Consider the following 18,378-nt stretch of genomic DNA (forward strand, 5'->3'; position numbering starts at 1 on the left):
ACCTAGCGTGGTTGAAGACTTCAACTATCAGGGGGCGTGATGGTCGACAACGCGTGGGTGGTTCAGGCCGAGGATGTCGAGCGGGTGACCGAGCCGGACCTGTGGCTGCTGGCCGACAGCAGCCACACCGGTGGGATGCTGGGCGCGAACCGGCTTTCGTTGGAGGCCGGGGCGGCGGGGGCGAAGCCGCACTTCCATCAGCGGTCAGCGGAGGCGTTCTACGTGATCAGCGGGGCCTTGCGGATGCTGATCGACACCGAACTCGTCACCGTGGGCCAGGGCGGCTACGTCGTCATCCCGCCGGGCACGCCGCACGCCTTCGCCGCCGCGCCGGACTCTCCCGCGGACGTCCTCATCACGCTGGCGCCCGGCGTCGAGCGGTTCGCGTACTTCCGGATGCTGCCGGAGATCCTGAACGGCACCTTGCCCGAGGACGAGGTCGCCCGCATCCACCAGCGCTTCGACGTGCACTTCGTCGACCGCCCGGAATGGGACGCGGACCGCCGGTCCCGTTCGGGTGCTTAGCGCGATCGGAACCGGACAGGCGGGCCTGCGGCAATTAGACTCCGGCTCGGCACATCTGCAGACGAGCCGTGAAATGAGCCCTTATCCCCACCGGCCGATAACGGTGGAAGGAGAGCATTTCATGAGACTTCGTCAACTCGCGGTCAGTGTCCTCGCGGCCCTGGCGGCGACCGGTCTGACCGCCGCTCCCGCGCAGGGCGTCGACACCCAGGGCCACCACATCCGCAACATGGACTCCCATCTCTGCCTCGTGTCCCGTCAGGGCGCGGGCGAGCGCCCGGTCATCCAGTCCACCTGCGACTACAGCGCGGGCACGGTCTGGGAGGACCAATACTGGCGGCTGATCCCCGTCGACGAGGACGCCAATCTCTGGCGCGTTCAGAACGTCCTGACACGACTGTGCGTCGTGGCGCGCGGATACGAGCCGACAACCGTGATCGCGACCGTATGCGGCCCCGCGAACGGCTATCTGTACGCGGACGGCATCTGGCGCATCGAATACATCGACAAATGGGACGCCTTCCGCTATCAGAACTACAAGTCGGACCTCTGCCTCGCCGTCCGGGGCGACCAGGAGGTCCAGGCGGTCACCGCCCCCTGCGACGAGCAGGCCGCCGATCAGCACTGGTGGTGATCAGCCCGCCTTCCGACCGCCCGGTCGCTGTCGTGCCCCGGTAGTACGGTGCGGCCGTGGCCGACCAACACAGCAAGCACCTCGCGTTCAAGGCCCTTCACGAGGCCGACGAGCCGTTCGTCATCCCCAACCCGTGGGACGCGGGCACGGCCCGCCTGCTGACGGCGCTGGGCTTCCCGGCATTGGCCACCACCAGCGCCGGGCTCGCCTTCGCCCGAGGAGTGCCCGATGGCGCGTGCGGGCTCGACGACACGCTGGCCAACGCCGCCGAGATCGTGGCCGCCACCGACCTGCCGGTGACCGCGGACCTCGGCGACGGGTTCGACGACCCGGCCGAGACCGTCCGGCGGGCGGCGGCGGTCGGCCTGGTCGGCGGGTCGGTCGAGGACGCCACGCACGGCGAGGTCCTCCCCGTCGACGTGGCCGTCGAGCGGGTGGCCGCCGCGGCTGAGGCCGCCAAGGGGCTGCCGTTCCTGCTCACCGCGCGTGCCGAGAACTTCCTCTGCGGCCGCCCCGACCTCGACGACACGGTCGCCCGGCTGAAGGCCTACGAGCAGGCGGGCGCCGACGTGCTCTACGCCCCCGCCCTCCCCGACGCCGACGCCATCGCCGCGGTCTGCCAGGCCGTCGACAAGCCGGTGAACGTGCTCGTTGCGGGCGCCGCCGCCCAGCTCACCCTGGCCGAACTGGGCCGACTCGGCGCCCGCCGGATCAGCACCGGCTCGGGACTGGCGAGGGCCGCGCTCGGCGCGGTGACCGAGGCGGCGACGCGCATGCGGGGCGCGGGCACGTTCGAGGCGATCGCCGCCGCCCAGCCCTACGGCGACCTGAACCGGCTCATGGGCGGCAGGTAGTCTCGCGGCACCGCCGTGCGTCGTCAGGATAGGAACCGTCTTCGGTGAAGATCGCAGTCATCGCCCTCGGCAAGATCGGGCTCCCGCTCGCCGTCCAGTTCGCCGACAAGGGGCACGAGGTCGTCGGCGTCGACGTGAACGCCGACCTGGTGGCGCAGGTCAACCAGGGCGTCGAGCCGTTCCCCGGCGAGGCGCACCTGCAGGAGAAGCTGTCCGCGCTCGTGCCCGCGGGCAAGCTGCGCGCGACCACCGACTACGGCGACGCCGTGCCCGGCGCGGACGCGGTGGTGCTGGTCGTGCCGCTGTTCGTCGACGACGAGGCCCGTCCCGACTTCGGCTGGATGGACGCGGCCACCGAGGAGCTGGCCCGGCACCTGACCCCCGGCACCCTGGTGTCCTACGAGACCACGCTGCCCGTCGGCACCACCCGCAACCGGTGGAAGCCGATGCTGGAGAAGGGCTCGGGGCTCACCGAGGGCGTCGACTTCCACCTGGTGTTCTCCCCCGAGCGGGTGCTCACCGGCCGGGTCTTCGCCGACCTGCGCAAGTACCCCAAGCTCGTCGGCGGCCTGTCGCCGGAGGGCGCGGCCAAGGCGGTCGCGTTCTACGAGGCCGTGCTCGACTTCGACGAGCGCCCCGACCTGCCGCGCGGCAACGGCGTCTGGGACCTCGGCTCGGCCGAGGCCAGCGAGCTGGCCAAGCTGGCCGAGACGACCTACCGCGACGTCAACATCGGCCTGGCCAACCAGTTCGCCCGCTTCGCCGCGACCGCGGGCGTGGACATCTACCAGGTCATCGAGGCGTCGAACTCCCAGCCGTACAGCCACATCCACCAGCCCGGCATCGCCGTCGGCGGGCACTGCATCCCGGTGTACCCGCGGCTGTACCTGTGGAACGACCCGGACGCCACCGTCGTGCGCGCGGCGCGGGAGACCAACGCGGGCATGCCCGACTACACGATCGGCCTGCTGGAGGGCGCGCACGGTCCGCTCGACGGCGCGCGGGTGGCCGTCCTCGGCGCCGCCTACCGCGGCGGGGTCAAGGAGACGGCGTTCTCCGGCGTGTTCGCGACGGTCGCGGCGTTGACCGCTCGGGGGGCGACCGCGCTGGTGCACGACCCGCTCTACAGCGACGACGAGCTGCGCAAGCTCGGCTTCGAGCCGTACCACCCCGGCGAGGAGGTCGACGCCGCCGTCGTGCAGGCCGACCACGCCGAGTACCGCGAGTTCGGCCCGGACCAGCTGCCCGGCGTGCGCACCTTCATCGACGGCAGGCGGGTCAGCTCCGCGGACCGCTGGCCGGGCGTGGCCTACCGCGTCATCGGCAAGGCCTGACCCCATGCGCGTGGTGATCGTCACCACCTGGTGGCCGAACGACGACCAGCCGGGGATGGCGCCGTTCAACGTCGCCCACGCGAAGGCGATCGCGCGCCACCACGACGTGCGCGTGGTCCGCGTGCAGCGCAAGGTCGAGCCGCGCCGGGACACCGTCGATCCGAGTGGACTGCCGCTGACCACGGTGTCGGTGAACCCCGCCGACCCGCTGGCCACCGTGCGCGGGCTCAACGAGCTGCGCAAGCTGGTCAAGGGCGCGGACATCGTGCACACGCTGGCCTACGACGCGGTGACCGTGCTGGCCCCGCTCTACCCGCTGATCAAGAAGCGCTGGGTGCACACCGAGCACTGGAGCGCGTTCGTGAGCAACCAGGCGATCATCCCGCCCCGGGTGCGCAAGTCGATGCGGCTGCCGCGCCGGGTGTCCACTGTGAGCAACGCGCTGCGGGAAGCGCTTCTGCCGTTCACCGGCGACGGCGAGATCACCGTGATCCCGAACGTGATCGCCGACCACTTCACCGCGGTCGAGCAGCCGTCCTGGGACCCGCTGAAGCTCGTGGCGGTCGGGATGCTGATCGAGCGCAAGCGGCCCCTGCTCGCCGTCGAGACCGTCGCGGAGCTTGTGCGCGGCGGCCAGGACACGACCCTGACCTGGGTCGGCGACGGACCGCTGATGGACGACGTGCGGACGCGCGCGGCCGAGCTGGGCGTCGCCGAGCGCGTCCACCTCGTCGGCGCGGTGCCCGCGCCGGAGGTCGCCGGGCACCTGAGCGCGGCCAACCTCTTCTTCCTCCCGACCGCGGGCGAGACCTTCCTCGTCGCCGCGGCCGAGGCGATCGCGGGCGGCAGGCCCGTCGTGCTGCCCCGGCTGGCCTGCCTGGACTACGTGACCGAGCAGAACGGCGTGCTGGTCGACGGCGCCGACGCTGCGGCGTTCGCCGCGGCGATCACGGAGGCGGCCAAGGCCTTCCGCGACCGGTCCGCCGAGGAGATCCGCTCGACGGTGATCCCGCGGTTCGACGCGGAGAGCGTCGGGAAGCACTTCGACAGTTTCTACTCTGGACTGGGAGCGTGAGCAGCCGTGGCGTTCGTGGCTGATGGCGCCGATGTCGCGGACGCCGCGCAGATCGGTGAGGGATCCAAGATCTGGCATCTCGCGCAGGTGCGCGAGAACGCCAGGATCGGAGCGAACTGCATCGTCGGCCGCGGCGCCTACATCGGCCCCGGCGTGGTGCTGGGCGACAACTGCAAGGTCCAGAACCACGCCCTGGTGTACGAGCCCGCGGCCCTGGCCGACGGCGTGTTCATCGGCCCCGCGGTGGTGCTGACCAACGACACCTACCCGCGCGCGGTCAACCCCGACGGCACGCTCAAGTCGGCGTCCGACTGGGACCCGGTGGGCGTGACCATCGCCGAGGGCGCCGCCATCGGCGCGCGCGCGGTGTGCGTCGCCCCCGTGCGCATCGGCGCGTGGGCGACCGTCGCCGCGGGCGCGGTGGTCACCAAGGACGTGCCGGACCACGCCCTGGTCGCAGGCGTCCCCGCCCGCCGCATCGGCTGGGTCGGCAGGTCGGGCGCCCCCCTGAGCCAGGACGGCGACGAGTGGGTCTGCCCGCAGACCGGGCAGCGGTACGCCGAGACCGACGGCGCGCTGTCCCTGATCGGCTGAATCTTCCGCGTGCCGCCCGGGCGGATGTGAGGATGACCGGACGTACCGATTAAGGTGCTCTGGGTGAAGATCCGTTCCATGGTGGGCAAAGTCGCCAAGACCGAGCCCGCGCTGCGCATCCGCGCCCGGATGTTCCCGGGCAGCGCCGCCTACTGGGAAGAGCGCTACGCCAAGGGCGGCACGTCGGGCGCGGGGTCCTACGGCGCGAAGGCGGAGTGGAAGGCCTCGGTCGTCAACGGCTGGGTCGCCGAGCTCGGCGTCACCTCGGTGATCGACCTCGGCTGCGGCGACGGCAACCAGCTCAGCCTCGCCAAGTACCCCCGCTACCTCGGCCTCGACCGGTCGGCCACGGCGATCAGGATGTGCATCGACCGCTTCGCCGACGACCCGACCAAGAGCTTCCTGCGCTACGACCCGGTCACCCTCGCCGACCAGGCGGGCTGGCTGCGGGCCGATCTCGCGCTCTCCATGGAGGTGATCTTCCACCTCGTCGAGGACGAGGTCTTCGAGGACTACATGTTCCGCCTGTTCGACAGCGCGGAGCGCTACGTGGTGATCTTCTCCAACGCCCGCGACGGCGGCGAGATGGGGCCGACCGAGCGGCACCGCGACTTCACCAAGTGGATCGATGACGCCCGTCCGGATTGGACGCTGGAGCAGCGGGTGGACCCGCCGGAGGGGATCGAGATGATCTCGTCGTTCTTCCTGTACCGGCGAACGCGCTGACTCAGCGCCGCTTGAGCAGGACGGCGATCGTGCCCCAGTTGAGCGCGCACCAACCCGCCAGGAACACGAGCACGAACACGGGGTCGAGCCAGCTGGGCAGCGCGGCCGCCCGCTGGACGATCGCCGCCGCGCTCACCACCGCGACGCCCACACCCACCTTGCCGAAGACGGCACCCCATCGGTGGTTGTCCTTCCGCCAGGCGACAACCACCGGGATCACCGCGACTACCACGGTCCCGCAGAGGTACCCGACGGCGACGCCCGCCAGGCCCATGCGCGGTGCGGCGACCAGCCAGACGATCACGCCGACGACCATGCCGATGACGCTGGCCGCAGTCGTCACCCGCTGGCCGCGCTGCGACCGGGTGGCCAGTGCGTTGACGCTCGCGACGCCGAGGTTGGTCGCCAACACGGCCAGCACCAGCACCGGCAGCAGGTCCTTGGCCCCTGCGAGCTTCTCGTCCCAGATCACCTCGACGATCAGCCTGCTGGCCAGGATGATCGAGCCGAAGATCGCCACCATGACTGCGGCCAGCGCGCGGGTCGCCTGGTCGGTCTGGGCGGCGAAGGCGGCGCGGTCGCCGCGCCCCCATGCCTCGGCCATCGACGGCAGCAGGACCAGGCTCAGCGAGGCCGCGAGCATCGACGCCGGTGTGGCCAGGCTGAGCGCGGCCGCGTACACGCCCGCGGCGGCGGAGCCCTCGGCCAGCTTCGCCGCGATCTGGGAGAACTGGAGGAAGCCGGTGCTGGCCAGCGTGCCCACCGCGCCGAGCAGGACGAACCCGTCGATCTCCCGGCGGTGACTCCGGTCGAGGCGCTGGCCCCCGCGGCGACCGTAGGGCCATCCGGCCACGGTGTAGAGGCCGTACGCGACCACGAGCGGCAAGACCAGTGCAGGGCCGCGGACGCCTGCGAGGAGCAGCCAGATCAGCAGGCCTAGCCCGACGACCACGCTGGCGATGTCCCACAGGGTGGCGCGCTGGACCTGGCCCGCGCCGAACTGGACGCCCCGGGTGAAGGCGTAACCGGAGTAGGCGACGGTGAGCAGGCCGACGGAGGCGGCCCCGGCCCAGGTGCCGCCGTCGATCAGCACCCAGGCGGGCAGGCTCGCCATGCCCAGCACTGCGACCGCACCCGCGACCCGGCCACGCAGGTGGGCGGCGATCGCCCGGGCCTCGTCGAGGTCCTCCCCGCCGCGGGCGCGGGCGAGGAACTTCGACGCCGCCGATCCCGCCGTCGTCGGCCACAGCAGCGCGAGGATGGTGGCCGTGGCGATCGCGGAGGCCACCACGCCCAGCTCGGCCTCGCTGTCCGTGATGTGCCCGACGAGCAGCGCGGTCAGGAACCGCAGCAGGCCCTGGGCAAGGAGGCCGATGGTGCTGTAGACGCCGCCGCGCGCCAGCGAGGTGCGCACGGGCGCGTCCAGCCGGACCGGACGGAGCATCCGGGCGAGCGGGCCGCTCACCGGCGCTGTCCGCGGCCGCTCGTGGGGTCCGCGGGCGGTGCGGTGGTGGGCCTCTGGCTCGTCACCGCGACAGCCTACCGACCGGTCGACCTCGGGATTCCGGATCCGGCGGACTCCCGGCGGAGCGCCGCCCGGTTCGACACCGGAGCCGGTTTCGTCCGATCCGGCCGGGTCAGCGGGCCGTCCGGGCGAGCAGGTCGCCCACGATGGCGCGCAGCGTGGCGGCGTCCTCGGTGGAGTTGAGGACCTTCGCCGCGGTGTCCACGTTCTGCTTGAACCGGCGGACCTGCTCGGTGTCGAGCGCGGCCAGGGTCTCCCGCATCGCCTTCGCCGAGGCGTCCGGGGCGATCACGCCGAGCTCGTGCTCGGTGATCAGCCGGTCGGTCTCCGGGGCGGAGCCGAACACCACCGCGATGCGCGCCTGGACGAAGTCGAAGATCTTGTTGGGCAGCATGTAGAGGTGGTTCGGGGTGAGCGGGGGCAGGCTGTAGATGCCCACGTCGTACTGGTTCAGCGTGCTGGGCACCTCGGTCGACGGGACCGGCGGGTGCAGCGTGATGCGCGGGTCGCCGTCGATGAGCGCGCGCAGCTGGCCGAGGTACTTGCCGCCGTCGCGGCCGGGGACCAGGTAGAGGTCCAGCGTGTAGCGCTCGTCGAGCCCGCGGACGGCCTCGATGAGCGTCTCCAGGTTGCGGCCGGGAACCGCCCCGCCGCTGTGCACGAGCCGGATCCGGTCGTCCTGCACCGGGGTCGGCGAGAGTTCCCGGTAGGCGGCGGCGTTGCGCACGATCTGGGGCCGGACCCCGAACCGCTGCTTGTAGAGCTCGGCGATGGAGTCGTTGACGGTCGTGACCGCGGTCATCTTCCCCAGGTACTTCGCGCACTGGTGGGTCATGAACGGCTTCACCAGCAGCCGCCACGACCGCACGTGGGACCGCTCCTCCGGGGCCCACTCGTGCATGTCGGCCACGACCGGCGCGCCGTGGGCGACCTCGTGGCCGAGCGCCATGGCCCTGGCCTCGTTGGCGACGACGACGTCGAAGCGCCTGTCCTTGAGCAGGGCCCGCGCGGCCTTCACCGCGGGGGCCATGAACTCGACGGTGTCGAAGCGGCGCAGCGCGAGCAGCGCGACGCCCAGCGGCGTCTGCGGCAGCGACGGCAGGTCGGCGTCGACGGCCAGGTGCTCGGTGGCCGCGGCGGGCTTGTCCCCGAAGCCGACCGTGGTGACCTCGCCGAGTTCGGCGAGCACGTCCAGCTGGCGGAGCACGCGCGAGTCGCTGGTGATGTCGGAGAAGGAGATGCAGAGAATGCGGCCGCGATTCGCGTCGTTCGCCATGGTCGGGCAGTCTAACCGCGCCCGTCGCGCCCCCGGCGACCCCGGCAGGGCGCACGGGGCGGTGGGTTCTAAGGTGAGGCGACCGGTCCCCGACCCCGCATCGAGGCGAGACGTGAGCAAGGACTTCATCCCGGCGGCCAAGCCGATCATCGGCGACGAGGAGCGGGCGGCGGTGGACGCGGTGCTGCGCTCCGGCATGCTCGCCCAGGGCGCCGAGGTCGCCGCGTTCGAGCAGGAGTTCAGCCAGGTTCTGCTGGACGGCAGGGCGGCCGTCGCGGTGAACTCCGGCACCGCTGGCCTGCACCTGGGCCTGCTGGCCGCGGGCGTCGGCCCCGGCGACGAGGTCATCGTGCCGTCCTTCACCTTCGCGGCGACGGCGAACTCGGTAGCGCTGACCGGGGCGACCCCGGTCTTCGCCGACATCGAGCTCGACCACTACTGCCTGTCCCCCGAGCACGTCGCCTCGCTGGTGACCGAGCGGACCAAGGGGATCATGCCGGTGCACCTGTACGGGCACCCGGCGAACATGCCCGCCCTGGCCGCGATCGCCGAGAAGCACGGGATCGCGCTGTACGAGGACGCCGCGCAGGCGCACGGCGCGAGCCTCGACGGCAGGCGGGTCGGCACGTTCGGCACGTTCGCCATGTTCAGCCTGTACCCGACCAAGAACATGACGTCCGGCGAGGGCGGCATGGTCTCCACCGGGGACGCCGACGTCGAGCGGACCCTGCGGCTGCTGCGCAACCAGGGCATGGAGCGCCAGTACGAGAACGAGCTCGTCGGCTTCAACGCCCGGATGACCAACCTGCACGCCGCCATCGGCCGCGTGCAGCTGACCAAGGTCGGCGGCTGGACCGAGACCCGGCGGGCCAACGCCGCGTTCTTCGACGCGAACCTGACCGGCGTCGGGGTGCCCGCGGTCGCCGACGGCGCGGTGCACGTCTACCACCAGTACACGATCACGGTGCCCGAGGACCGCGACGGCTTCGTCAAGGCGCTCAAGGACGAGCACCAGATCGGCTCGGGCGTCTACTACCCGATCCCGAACCACCGGCTGCCCTCCTTCGACCGCGTCGAGGACCTGCCGAACACCGAGAAGGCCGCCGCCGTCGTGGTGTCGCTGCCGGTGCACCCGTCGCTGGACGACGAGGACCGCGAGCGCATCGTGAACGCGGTGAACACCCTGGCGAAGGCGGGTGCGTGAGCATGGCTGAGCTGCGAGTGGGCCTCATCGGCCTGGGCATGATGGGCCGCCACCACGCGCGGGTCGTGCGCGAGGTGGACGGGCTGACGCTGGTCGCCGTCGCCGACGCCAACGGCGACCCGCACGGCGTCGCGCAGGGCCTGCCGGTGCTGCAGAACGTGGCCGAGCTGATCGACGCGGGCATCGACATGGCGGTCTGCGCCGTGCCGACCGGCATGCACGAGGAGGTCGGCCTCGCGCTGGCCGAGGCCGGGGTGCACACGCTGATCGAGAAGCCGATCGCGCACAGCGTCGAGGCCGGGACCAAGCTGGTCGAGGCGTTCGCGGCGAACGGCGTGATCGGCGCGGTCGGGCACATCGAGCGGTACAACCCGGCGCTGCAGTCGCTGCGCGAGCGCATCGCCAACGGCGACCTCGGCGACGTCTACCAGATCGCCACCCGCCGCCAGGGCCCGTTCCCGGCGCGGATCGCCGACGTCGGCGTGGTCAAGGACCTCGCCACCCACGACATCGACCTGACCGCGTGGCTGGCGCAGTCGGAGTACACGCACGTGACCGCCCAGGTCGCGCTGCGCTCGGGCCGCGCGCACGAGGACATGGTGGCCGCCACCGGGCGGCTGGCCAACGGCACGATCACCAACCACCTGGTGAACTGGCTGTCCCCGATGAAGGAGCGGCTGACCGTGGTGACCGGCGAGAAGGGCGCGTTCGTCGCCGACACCCTCACCGCCGACCTGACCTTCTACGCCAACGGCGTGGTCACCACCGAGTGGGACTCCGTGGCCAACTTCCGCGGCGTCTCCGAGGGCGACATGACCCGCTACGCGATCGTCAAGCGCGAGCCCCTGCGCACCGAGCACGAGAAGTTCCGCGACGCGGTGCTGGGCGAGTCGCAGGAGATCGTCACGCTGCAGGAGGGCCTCAACACCCTGCGCACGGCCGAGAAGGTCCTGTCGACCGCGGCCGCGGTGTAGGCGGCGATGAGGGTCGTCCTGGCCACGCGGCTGTTCGCGCCCGAGGTCGCGGCCGCCGCGTTCCGCCTCAAGGCGCTCGCCGACGGCTTCGCCGCGGCGGGCCACCAGGTCACCGTGCTGACCACGACGCCGCCGAAGACCGCGGCGCCGCAGCGGTTCGGTGACTACGACGTGCGCCGCTGGCCCGTGCTGCGCGACTCCGGCGGCAACGTCCGCGGGTACGTGCAGTACGCCAGCTTCGACGGCCCGCTGGCCCTGCGGCTGCTGCTGGCCTCAGCGGACGTGGTGATCTGCGAGCCGCCGCCCACCACGGGCGTCGTCACCGCGATCGCCTGCCTGCTCAAGCGCAAGCCCTACTACTACTACGCCGCCGACGTCTGGTCGGACGCGCTGGTGGCGATCGGCGCGCACAAGGCCGTCGCCGGGTTCATGCGCGGGTTGGAGCGGTTCGCGCTGCGCCGTGCGCGCGGGGTGATCGCGGTGTCCGACGGCGTCGCCGAGCGCGTGCGGGAGCTGGGCGTGCCCGCGGACCGCGTGCGGGTCGTGCAGAACGGCGTGGACACCACGACGTTCCGCCCGGTCGAGGTCACGCCCGAGGAGAACTACTTCGTCTACACCGGCACGATGTCGGAGTGGCAGGGCTCGGACGTCTTCGTCCGCGCCATGCCGCTGGTCCTGGCGAAGCACCCCACCGCCAAGCTGCGGTTCTTCGGGCAGGGCACGGCGGAGAAGGCGCTGCGCGCGCTGGCGGCCGAGCTGGCTCCGGGGAGCGTGGAGTTCGGCGGCGTGGTGCCGCCCGCCGACGCGGCCCGCTGGATCAGCGGCGCGGTGGGCGCCCTGGCGAGCATCGTGCCCGGCCAGGGCTACGACTTCGCCAAGCCGACCAAGATCTACGCGGCCGCGGCCTGCGGGACGCCCATGCTGTTCGCCGGTGTCGGCGCGAGCGCGGAGCTGATCAGGGACAACAAGCTGGGCCTGGTGGCCGACTACACCCCGCAGGCGGTCGCCGAGCAGATGATCGCGATGCTCGACGGCGCCACGGTCGACCGCGAGCACCTGGTCGACTGGGTCGGCGAGAACGCCTCCCTGGCGACCACGGGACGCGTCGCCGCCGCGTGGGTCGCCGAGGACATGGCCTGACCCGCCCGGTGCGGTCCGGTCGCCGGGCGGCGACCGGAGCGATCCCGCGTCGCTAGCGCTCGACCAGCGCGCGGACGGCGGCGGCGGCCGCCTGGCCGGTGCCGTACGGGGCCGCGTCGGTGTCGGCGGGCCGCGGCCGCTCGACGGTGGCCGCCAGGGCGTCGAAGTCCCGGTCCACCAGCACGTTCCAGCCCAGCTCGACGGTCTCCACCCACTCGGTCTCCGGGCGCAGGGTGGTGCACGGGACGCGCAGCAGGAACGCCTCCTTCTGCAGCCCGCCGGAGTCGGTGATCACGCCCGCGCTGTTGACCACGGCGTTGACCAGCTGCGGGTAGCCGACGGGCTCGGAGACGGTGATCGACCCGGCGCCCAGCTCGATCCCGTGCCGCTCGGCGAGGCCGCGCAGGCGCGGGTGCGCGAGCAGCACTACCGGCTTGCCCACCTTGGCGATGCCGTCGATGATCGCGCGCAGCCGGGCCGGGTCGTCGGTGTTGTCGGGGCGGTGGATGGTGGCCACGTAGTACCCGCCGCGCTCGACCGGCGTCGCGAGGTCGACGGGCGTGCCCGCGACCTGGTCGCGCACCTGGTACAGCACATCGGTCATCACGTCGCCGACGAGCACGCTGCGCTCGGCCAGGCCCTCGGTCGCCAGGTGGTCCATCGCCACCTGGGTGGGCGCGAGCAGCAGGTCGGCTGCGTGGTCGGTGAGCACGCGGTTGTGCTCCTCGGGCATCCGCCGGTTGAACGAGCGCAGCCCGGCCTCCAGGTGGGCGACCCGCACGTGCAGCTTCACCGCGGCGACCGCGGCGGCCAGCGTGGAGTTGGTGTCGCCGTAGACCAGCACCCAGTCCGGCGCGGTGTCCTCGATGATCTTCTCGAGGCCCGCCAGCATGGCGCCGGTCTGCTCGCCGTGCTTGCCCGAGCCCACGCCGAGGTTGAAGTCGGGGTGCGGGATGCCGAGGTCGGCGAAGAACGCGTCGCTCATGTTGTGGTCGTAGTGCTGGCCGGTGTGCGCGATGAGGTGGTCCGCGTGGCCTGCCATCGCCCGAGCGATGGGGGCGAGCTTGACGAACTGCGGACGCGCGCCGACGACGCTCAGGACTCGCATGGCGGGATCCTATCGACGGCGCGGCGGCGGTCCGCCGCTAGCCTTCCGCGCCGCAGGCGGTGATCCGGTACAGCGCGGCCTCGCCCTGCCGGTCGACCTCTTCCAGCCCGGGGTTCGAGTCCACGGTCAGCAGCCCGGGGAAGACGGTGGGCCAGTTCCAGAAGACCCGGCCGTCGAAGTCCAGGACGTAGTAGGCGTCGTTTTCGCGCACCAGCTCGCACAGCCCGGAGTCCGAGCCGAGGCGGCCGAGGCCGTCCATGAGCGCGCGCGCGTCGGGCGGGATGCTGCTCTCGGCCAGGTGCGGGGTCAGGGTCCGCCTGCCGCTGAACGCGTAGGACAGCGCGGTGCCCGTCCAGGGGTTGCCGATGATCCTGGCGTCGGCGGGGACGTGCTCGTCCAGCCTGCTCAGCAGCGCGCGCTCGTCGGGGGACAGCAGCGGGGCCTCGCCCTGGGGCTGGTAGTCGACCTGGGCGAAGGCGACCGTGTAGTTGACCGCGCTGTACTGGCCCACCACGCCGACGATCGCGGCGACCACGAACGCGACCCCGGCCGCCGCGGGCGTGGACTCGCGGGTGAACTTCACCCTGGCCAGCCGGGGATACCGCTCGACGAGCGCGTCGCGGGTCCGCAGGAACAGCCAGGTGCCCGAGATCGTGCACACCACCACGGCGATCAGCGGCACGAGCGCGGCCAGGCGGAAGGAGTCGTTGTACCAGACCCCGGTGAGGAAGTCGCGCAGCGCGGGCCGGTCCACCGCCGACACGACGACGAACAGCGCGGCCGCGATCAGGTACACCCCGAACACCCACTGGCTGAACTGCCTGCGCATCGCCAGGCCGACCGCGACCATCGTCAGGCCGAACACGACCCACGACGGGCCGCCGTCCATCAGCCCGCCGGTGAGGACCTGCCCGATGGCCTGCGGGATGGTCTGGATCGGCTGCCACCCCGATGCCTCCGCGGTGGGGCGCACGCGGACCCACAGCGCCAGTGCGGCCAGCAGGTAGGCGACCAGCAGGGAGACCAGCAGCCAGTAGCGCCCGGCCCCGGCCCGTCCGGCCAGGATGCGCCGGTACCGGACCACGGCCACCACGAAGATCGGCAGCGCGAACAGCAGCAGCGTCAGGAAGGTGCTCGGGTGCGAGAGCGCGACCGCGGGGGTGGCCGCCAGGAAGATCACGGTGGCCAGCCAGCGCGGCGTGCCGTTGCGCTCGCCGACCCCGGTGGCCATGGCGACCAGGCCGAGCGCGACCGGCAGCAGGGCCAGCGACAGGAAATACGGGTACAGCACCCCGAAGTCGACCATCAGGTACGGGAAGGCGCCGAACACCGACGACAGCGCGCCCGCGAACAGCACCGGGACCGGCCGGGTCCCGGTGACCCTGGTGGCCAGGAAGATCGCCGAGATCGGCCACACCAGCGCGCCGACGACCAGCGTCACCGCGTTGATCGCGGCCGGGATCGACACCCCGGTCGTCTGCACGACGAGGGCGACCAGGTCGTGCCACGCGGCCGGGTAGGTCGACGGCTTCTCCCCCGCGCTGTACATCCCGCCGAGGGTGAGCGTGGAGCCCGACCCGGTGTCGAGGATGTAGCGGATCGAGTTGAGGTGGAAGACGTTGTCGTAGGTCTGGGAGATGTTCTCCGGGGCGCCGATCATCCTGGTCAGCCCGCGGGTGATCAGCGCGGCCGGGATGAGCAGGGCGCCGAGGTGGGCCAGCAGGGTCCAGCGCGAGCGCGGCGAGCGGCGGATGCGGCCGTGGATGCCCATCGCCCTCGGCGTGGCCTTGCGCAGCACGAGGCCGATCGCGGCGATGGCCACCGCGGGCACCGCGACGAGCGGGATGCCCCACCGGACGCCGACGTACGGGCCCGCGATGGCGCACATGGCCATGAGCCCGATCGACACCGGCGCGGCCGTGCCGACGGCCACCAGGCCGGTCACCGCCCAGCAGCGCAGGATGAGGTAGCCGGGCAGGAAGACCATGGCAGCGGTTGCCAGCACGGCTGGGGCCAACTGCCACCAAGTCATGGGAATGCTCCTCGCGGACGCGCGCACGGGCGATCGCAGACTAGCAATCGGAAATCCGGGCCCCGCAGGCCGGCACCTCGCATAACCTGCGGATAACGATGGGGGGACAAGCCGTGCGGGACACCGGATGGACGAGCGCGGGATGGCGGGCGGAGGCGGTGGCGTGGTTGGACGACGCGCTGGCGCGGCGGGGGGTCGTGCGGTGTGGGGAGGTCGAGCAGCCGAGGGTGCGGCCGTGGGCGACCGTGCTGTGCGCCGAGACGAGCGCGGGGCGGGTGTGGCTCAAGGCTTCCGGGGCGGAGACGGCGTTCGAGGCGGGCCTTTACCTGGTGTTGCACGAGGTCGTGCCCGAGTCGGTGCTTGAACCGCTGGCCGTGGACGCGGAGCGCGGGTGGGTGGTGTTGCCTGACGGCGGGGCGTCGTTGGGGGGCGTGTCGGGGCTCGGGGACGCTCTGGTGGCGTACGCGCGGATGCAGCGGCGGCTGATGCCGCACGTCGACCGCTTGCTCGCGGCCGGGGTCGCCGACATGCGGCCGGAGGTGTTGCCGCGGCGGCTGTCTGAGGCCGTCGCCGTCGTGGGCGGGGGACTCCCCGCGGAGTTCGCGGACGGGATCGCCGCGCGGTGGGTCGCCGAGTGGGCGGCCGAGCTGGCAGCGTCGGCGCTGCCCGCGTCGCTGGACCACAACGACCTGCACCCGGACAACGTCCTGACCGGGCCGCGGTTCTACGACTGGGGCGACAGCGTCGTCGCGCACCCGTTCGCAGCCGCGATGCTGCCGCTGAGCGTGATCGGCGACGGGCTCGGCGAGGCCGCGGCGGTCGAGGCAGGCGAGCGGTACCTTGCCGAGTTCACCGACTTCGCGCCGATCGGGCGGCTGCGCCGCGAGCTGGCGCTGGCGCGCAGGCTCGGCATCGTCGCCCGGACCCTGACCTGGGCGCGGGCCGCTGGCGCCGCGCCGGAGTTCGCCGACGCGCCCCGCCTGACGCTGCTCAGCCTGCTCGACGAGCCCAGGCCGTGAGCAGCCGGTCGGCCAGCTCCGGGCGGCAGACGAGCAGGTCGGGCAGGTAGGGGCGGGGCTGGTTGTAGCGCAGCGGCGAGCCGTCGACGCGGGAGGCGTGCAGGCCTGCTGCCACGGCGACGCCGACCGGCGCGGCGGAGTCCCACTCCCACTGGCCGCCGGTGTGGAAGTAGGCGTCGGCGTCGCCGCGCAGCACGGCCATGGTCTTGACACCCGCCGAGCCCATGGGGACCAGCCGCGCGCCCACCCGCTCGGCCAGGTCGGCCACGCCGTCCGGGGGGCGGCTTGCGCTGATCACGATCCGCAGGTCGGACCGGGTGGGCGGGACCGCGAGGTCGCCGCGGACGTGGACCCTGTGGGGCAGGGCGACGGCGGCCGCGGTGATGCCCGCGCCGCGCTCCCAGAGCGCGACGTGCACGGCCCACTCGGGGACGCCCGCCGCGTACTCGCGGGTGCCGTCGAGCGGGTCGACGATCCACACCCGGTCGGCTTGCGGGCGGGCGGGGTCGTCGGGGGACTCCTCGGAGAGCACGGCGTCGCGCGGGCGCAGGTCGGCGAGCATGCCCAGGATCGCGGCGTTGGCCTCGGCGTCGGCGAGGGCGCCCACGTCGGGCGGGTTGTCCGCGCGGAGTGCGGTGAGCAGGGCCGCCGCCCGGCCCGCCGCCGCCTCCGCGACCGCGGCATCGTCCACGGAAACGACCGTAACAGCCCCGATCGGTGCATTACGCTCCCGGAACCGGGCGTGCTCGCCCCGCGTCTACCCGTCGGACACCGAATTCAGGGGGCACCTCGACATGGCGGACATCCAGTACCACTTCGGCACCGGCGACGGCGACCCGAACGTCCACCACGGACAGACCAACGTGGACGTCGACGGGGACGGGGCCACCGACGCCATCGCGGTCGACTTCGACGGCGACGGCCGCTACGACGACGCCATGTGGGACTCCGACGGCGACGGCGTCGCCGACACCGCCCTGCTCGACCTCAACGACGACGGCGTGGCCGAGTCCGCCTACCACGACCCCAGCGGCGAGGGCACCTGGAACGCCAAGGGCCAGGGCGGCCAGCCGGAGCAGGCCGACGAGCCGACGCAGACCGTGGACAACCCCGAGAGCGAGTTCGAGAACCAGCCGCCGGAGGCGACGACCGAGGAGCCGGAGTCCACGGAGCAGCCCGCCGAGGAGCCGACGACCACGGAACCGGCTCCCACGGAGGAGCCGACTCCCACCGAGGGGCCGGAGCCGACCGAGCAGCCGAGCGAGGCCGACGGCCCGTCGCTGACCGACTGGTTCGACGACCTCAAGCCCGGCGACGACACCCCCGAGCAGGAGCCGGTCGCCGACAACGCCGAGTCCGGCGAGCCCACGCTGGAGGACTGGTACTCCAGCCTCGAACCCGCCGCCGACGCCGACTCGACCGACGGGGACCCGAAGGACGCCGAGCCCACGGACTCCGCCGTCGAGGACGACCCCGCCGACGCCACCGGGGACCCGGCGCTGTCGGACTGGTACGACGACCTCAAGCCCATGGACGACATGGCCGACACCACCGATGCCACCGACACCACCGACGGCTCGTGCGGCGACGAGCCGTCCGGCCTGTCGAACTGGTAGCCGAACGCGCGTGAGGCGGGGCCGGACAGCTGTCCGGCCCCGCCTCACGGTCGTTCGAGGGCTAGGGCTCCAGGTCGTCCGAGGCGCCCGGCATCCGGCCGGTCACCACGAACACCACGCGCTTGGCGACGGAGACCGCGTGGTCGGCGTAGCGCTCGTAGAAGCGGCCCAGCAGGGTCACGTCCACGGCCGCGGCGACGCCGTGCGGCCAGTCCTTGGCCATGATCACCGAGAACAGGCTGCGGTGCAGGTCGTCCATCTCGTCGTCGGCGTCGTCCAGGGCGCGCGCGGCGGCGACGTCCTGGCTGCGGATGACGGACTCCGTGCCGCGGGCCAGGCTGACGGCGATGCGGCCCATCTCGGCGAAGCTCTCCCGCACGCCGTCCGGCAGCACCGGGTTGGGGTGCCTGCGCCGGGCCGCCTTGGCCACGTGCAGCGCCAAGTCGCCCATCCGCTCCAGGCTCTCCGCGGCGTGGATCGCCGCGAGGACGGTGCGCAGGTCGGTGGCGACGGGAGCCTGCAGCGCCAGCAGCGAGTAGGCGTGCTCCTCGCAGGCCGAGCGCGCGTCGTCGATCTTCTCGTCGCCGCTGATCACCTGTTCGGCCAGCGAGAGGTTGGTCTCCAGCAGCGCGCGCGTGGCGAGTTCCATCGCATCGCCGACCATCGCGCACATCGCGGCGAGCTGGTCGGCAAGCTGTCCTAGTTCACTGTGGTAAGCCTCGCGCATGGCCAAAGCCTAGAC

The 18,378-nt window shown here is 72.5% G+C and carries 18 protein-coding genes; 12 read left to right on the plus strand and 6 right to left on the minus strand.

Features of this window, described 5'->3' with window-relative positions:
- Positions 1-39 precede the first annotated feature (39 nt).
- From Actkin_RS31075 to Actkin_RS31105, 7 genes are all read left to right on the plus strand, one after another.
- Positions 40-525, plus strand: a complete 486-nt coding sequence (locus tag Actkin_RS31075; RefSeq protein WP_258905216.1) for a cupin domain-containing protein — start codon at positions 40-42, stop codon at positions 523-525.
- Positions 526-646: 121 nt separating this feature from the next.
- Complete coding sequence (locus Actkin_RS31080) at positions 647-1,159, plus strand: ricin-type beta-trefoil lectin domain protein (protein ID WP_258905217.1); 513 nt, start codon at positions 647-649, stop codon at positions 1,157-1,159.
- 56 nt (positions 1,160-1,215) lie between these two features.
- Entirely contained in the window at positions 1,216-2,013 is a 798-nt protein-coding gene (locus tag Actkin_RS31085; RefSeq protein ID WP_258905218.1) for an isocitrate lyase/PEP mutase family protein, read from the plus strand.
- A gap of 44 nt (positions 2,014-2,057) precedes the next feature.
- Positions 2,058-3,347 (plus strand): nucleotide sugar dehydrogenase, encoded by a 1,290-nt coding sequence (locus Actkin_RS31090; protein ID WP_189209259.1) that lies wholly within the window; start codon positions 2,058-2,060, stop codon positions 3,345-3,347.
- Between the two features lie 4 nt (positions 3,348-3,351).
- Positions 3,352-4,422 carry a glycosyltransferase gene (locus tag Actkin_RS31095; protein WP_258905219.1) on the plus strand — a complete coding sequence of 357 codons (1,071 nt, stop codon included), beginning with the start codon at positions 3,352-3,354 and terminating at the stop codon, positions 4,420-4,422.
- Between the two features lie 6 nt (positions 4,423-4,428).
- Complete coding sequence (locus Actkin_RS31100; protein ID WP_258905220.1) at positions 4,429-5,016, plus strand: acyltransferase; 588 nt, start codon at positions 4,429-4,431, stop codon at positions 5,014-5,016.
- A 63-nt stretch (positions 5,017-5,079) separates the two neighbouring features.
- Positions 5,080-5,742: a class I SAM-dependent methyltransferase gene (locus Actkin_RS31105; protein WP_258905221.1), complete on the plus strand. Its 663-nt coding sequence runs from the start codon at positions 5,080-5,082 to the stop codon at positions 5,740-5,742.
- 1 nt (position 5,743) lies between these two features.
- Here the strand turns inward: Actkin_RS31105 and Actkin_RS31110 are convergent, their stop codons facing one another.
- Together Actkin_RS31110 and Actkin_RS31115 are read right to left on the minus strand one after the other, a co-directional pair.
- Positions 5,744-7,207 (minus strand): lipopolysaccharide biosynthesis protein, encoded by a 1,464-nt coding sequence (locus Actkin_RS31110; RefSeq protein ID WP_258905222.1) that lies wholly within the window; start codon positions 7,205-7,207, stop codon positions 5,744-5,746.
- A 172-nt stretch (positions 7,208-7,379) separates the two neighbouring features.
- On the minus strand, positions 7,380-8,543 hold the full coding sequence (locus tag Actkin_RS31115) for a glycosyltransferase (RefSeq protein WP_258905223.1): 1,164 nt from the start codon (positions 8,541-8,543) through the stop codon (positions 7,380-7,382).
- 112 nt (positions 8,544-8,655) lie between these two features.
- Here Actkin_RS31115 and Actkin_RS31120 point away from each other — a divergent pair, with 112 nt between their 5' ends.
- Genes Actkin_RS31120 through Actkin_RS31130 form a run of 3 tightly spaced genes read left to right on the plus strand, consistent with a single transcriptional unit; the run spans position 8,656 to position 11,861 of the window.
- Positions 8,656-9,747: a DegT/DnrJ/EryC1/StrS family aminotransferase gene (locus Actkin_RS31120; protein WP_189209253.1), complete on the plus strand. Its 1,092-nt coding sequence runs from the start codon at positions 8,656-8,658 to the stop codon at positions 9,745-9,747.
- Positions 9,748-9,749: 2 nt separating this feature from the next.
- A complete protein-coding gene (locus tag Actkin_RS31125) occupies positions 9,750-10,721 on the plus strand; it encodes a Gfo/Idh/MocA family protein (RefSeq protein ID WP_258905224.1) in 972 nt (323 codons plus the stop codon).
- Positions 10,722-10,727: 6 nt separating this feature from the next.
- Entirely contained in the window at positions 10,728-11,861 is a 1,134-nt protein-coding gene (locus Actkin_RS31130) for a glycosyltransferase family 4 protein (protein WP_258905225.1), read from the plus strand.
- A 52-nt stretch (positions 11,862-11,913) separates the two neighbouring features.
- Here the strand turns inward: Actkin_RS31130 and wecB are convergent, their stop codons facing one another.
- Both wecB and Actkin_RS31140 read right to left on the minus strand, forming a co-directional pair.
- On the minus strand, positions 11,914-12,969 hold the full coding sequence (gene wecB, locus Actkin_RS31135; protein WP_258905226.1) for a non-hydrolyzing UDP-N-acetylglucosamine 2-epimerase: 1,056 nt from the start codon (positions 12,967-12,969) through the stop codon (positions 11,914-11,916).
- 37 nt (positions 12,970-13,006) lie between these two features.
- Positions 13,007-15,001 carry a DUF6541 family protein gene (locus tag Actkin_RS31140; protein WP_258905227.1) on the minus strand — a complete coding sequence of 665 codons (1,995 nt, stop codon included), beginning with the start codon at positions 14,999-15,001 and terminating at the stop codon, positions 13,007-13,009.
- Between the two features lie 113 nt (positions 15,002-15,114).
- Here Actkin_RS31140 and Actkin_RS31145 point away from each other — a divergent pair, with 113 nt between their 5' ends.
- Positions 15,115-16,020 (plus strand): phosphotransferase, encoded by a 906-nt coding sequence (locus Actkin_RS31145; protein ID WP_258905228.1) that lies wholly within the window; start codon positions 15,115-15,117, stop codon positions 16,018-16,020.
- On the opposite strand, the gene Actkin_RS31150 is transcribed toward Actkin_RS31145, so the two are convergent.
- Positions 15,992-16,711, minus strand: coding sequence for an inositol monophosphatase family protein (locus Actkin_RS31150; protein ID WP_309569093.1), 720 nt, complete (start codon positions 16,709-16,711; stop codon positions 15,992-15,994). The genes Actkin_RS31145 and Actkin_RS31150 overlap by 29 nt on opposite strands.
- 103 nt (positions 16,712-16,814) lie before the next feature.
- Here Actkin_RS31150 and Actkin_RS31155 point away from each other — a divergent pair, with 103 nt between their 5' ends.
- Positions 16,815-17,636: a hypothetical protein gene (locus tag Actkin_RS31155; protein ID WP_258905229.1), complete on the plus strand. Its 822-nt coding sequence runs from the start codon at positions 16,815-16,817 to the stop codon at positions 17,634-17,636.
- Positions 17,637-17,697: 61 nt separating this feature from the next.
- Here the strand turns inward: Actkin_RS31155 and phoU are convergent, their stop codons facing one another.
- On the minus strand, positions 17,698-18,363 hold the full coding sequence (gene phoU / locus Actkin_RS31160; RefSeq protein ID WP_258905230.1) for a phosphate signaling complex protein PhoU: 666 nt from the start codon (positions 18,361-18,363) through the stop codon (positions 17,698-17,700).
- Positions 18,364-18,378: the final 15 nt, after the last annotated feature.

The organism is Actinokineospora sp. UTMC 2448, assembly GCF_024760565.1.
In the GTDB taxonomy this organism is placed as follows: domain Bacteria; phylum Actinomycetota; class Actinomycetes; order Mycobacteriales; family Pseudonocardiaceae; genus Actinokineospora; species Actinokineospora fastidiosa.